1 protein-coding gene and 2 pseudogenes are annotated in these 2,103 nt (G+C 60.8%); 1 reads left to right on the plus strand and 2 read right to left on the minus strand.

All coding sequences use genetic code 11. The features are described from left to right. Nucleotides 1-505, plus strand: a pseudogene (locus tag NYR54_RS19050) (hypothetical protein); the annotation flags it as partial. Between the two features lie 523 nt (nt 506-1,028). Here the strand turns inward: NYR54_RS19050 and NYR54_RS19055 are convergent. Continuing rightward, on the minus strand, nt 1,029-1,280 hold the full coding sequence (locus tag NYR54_RS19055) for a DUF1344 domain-containing protein (protein ID WP_261517279.1): 252 nt from the start codon (nt 1,278-1,280) through the stop codon (nt 1,029-1,031). 117 nt (nt 1,281-1,397) lie between these two features. Further along, nucleotides 1,398-1,695 (minus strand): annotated as a pseudogene (locus NYR54_RS19060) (transposase); the annotation flags it as partial. Nucleotides 1,696-2,103: the final 408 nt, after the last annotated feature.

Genomic DNA, 2,103 nt, shown 5'->3' on the forward strand with positions numbered 1-2,103 from the left:
CCCGCCCCTCGCACCCGGCAGACATCTTCGGGCAAACTTTGCCTTCGCATCGAAACGAATAACGTCTTCAAAGTGGCTCGCGGCTTCCTCGTTGTCACCCCCGGCATAACGATCAAGGACCGCCTGCGGGTCCTGCTGCCGTCGGATCCCGACAATTACTACCGCACCCGCGAACTGGTGCCGCAGGATATGATGAACGAGCTTGGCAACGCGAAGGTGGTGGTGACGAACTACCACGCCTTGCTCGCAACCGCACTGTTCTCTCTCTACGATCACTACAAGCGCGAATTTGAGGAATGGGAGCGCGCCGGCATCGGTGTCCCCCCGGCGTTCATCGTCGTCTGCAACAATACGGCAACGTCCAGAGGCCGCCGCCGGCGCGGTCAACGACAGCGAAATGCTGCGCGAGGTCATGAATACCGTGGGGCGCAAGGGACGCCTGGGTGAACACGTCCGCTGCGTTGTGTCGGTGTCGATGCTGACGGAAGGCTGGGACGCCAAAACCGGCCGCGAAGCCTCCGCTGCCGGACATGGCGGCCTTGCCCTCAGGGGTCTCCATGAGGTCAAGGAATTCCCTGGCCAAGGGGGCACGCCCCGGCTGCTGACGAAAGCCTCGAACTGCGATAGAGCGGCGATGAGCGTCTCATGGCTGGCCGCCTTGAGGCAAAGTGCGAGCGCGACATACGGCTGAACATCGCCGCGGGCACCAAGCGTGTGGATTGCAATTCTCACAGCAAGCACCCCCCACTGGGACATCACAGGCAAGCGGCCCGCCTTCCGCGAGCTCAAGGAGGCGATCCGCGGCCAGCCATTGAGGAGGCCCGTGAGGACGCTTACCTGCGCCCCCGTCTGGCAAATGTGCCGCTCGAGTACGCTAAGCGGCTACTGGACCCTGCCGGAGCGGCGGCCCTATTGCCGGCTCCTTGCGGGGGCCACATCTAGTGGTGCCGGCGCGAGCGGGATAAGCCTCTCTGCCGCAATGATTTCCTCACGGGTTATATCCGGCTCGTCCCGAAAGCCGACCAAGTCTAGCGTTGCAACTGGACCTCCGTAGCGATCTTCTGTCCGCCCTCGCCTTGTTCGTAAGTTATGACAACCGTGTCGCCGACTTTCACCGTGTCAAGACTGAATGTCTCCGGCAGAATATACTCACTGCCATCCTGCAGCTTCAGCGTATTTGCGCGCTCATTCATGTCTTCAATCACATCGGTTACCTGTTCCGCGAAACCTGGAGCGGCAGAAATGGCAAGCAGTGCGACGGCGCCCAGTAGGGTCCTCATGGCTTTCTCTCCTTATCATCACGAGCAGCCGCGTTGTAAGGCGACCTCGCACTCTAACCCTCGGAGAGGAGAAAGGTTCAGGATTGCAGTACGGGTGTCAGCGGAGCTGCAGCCCACCCGCTCGCAGCGCTGGTAGCGCTCGAACAGTTCGGTCGAGAAGCGGCCTTTGCCGGTCCTCTGGCACCCTGAGTTCCAGCTTGTCGACCCGAGTGATCAGCGAGCGGCCGTAAAGGCCCGAGCGGTAGCCAAGCCGCTCCGGAGTGCACTCGCTCTTCGAAGCGCCCAAGGCCTCTTCCATCTCGGCCTCCAGCACCTCCTGCAGCACAGCGCGGATCCCCTCGCGCAAGCCGTAGGGGCTGGAAACAAGAATGTCTTTGACGGCGGCGCTGGCGGTCTTACTTTCTGTCTTGGTCATGGTGGCGTTCCTCGCAATGGAATCAGGTGACGGAAACATCACCAGCCTGCCATGACCGCCCCTCTCGGCGAATTTTCTGAACCTTCAGCACACTACCTGGAAGGTGCCATCAGAACAGTGCTTACCCTGACTTCGACCCAGGGCATTTTTGCATTTTAAGTGGGAATACAGACAGGCACCTCTTGTCTCCAGCGGACCGGTCGTTCAGCCAAACCGGCCGTCCGCTTTGGGCCATTGTCCAATCTGTTTTGTCGTGAGCAACACCCGCCGAGTCTGCGCGCCTGTCGAGTACTCGTCGTACGTTGAGTTTCAGTTATCAGTCAGTTCGCCCTCGCCTCTTCGAGGGCAGCGACGCAGAAGTCGGCATCCATGGTGTTCGACAGCCGCCAGGCCAGAACCTTGCGACTG

This window comes from Chelativorans petroleitrophicus (genome assembly GCF_025398195.1).
GTDB lineage: Bacteria > Pseudomonadota > Alphaproteobacteria > Rhizobiales > Rhizobiaceae > Chelativorans > Chelativorans petroleitrophicus.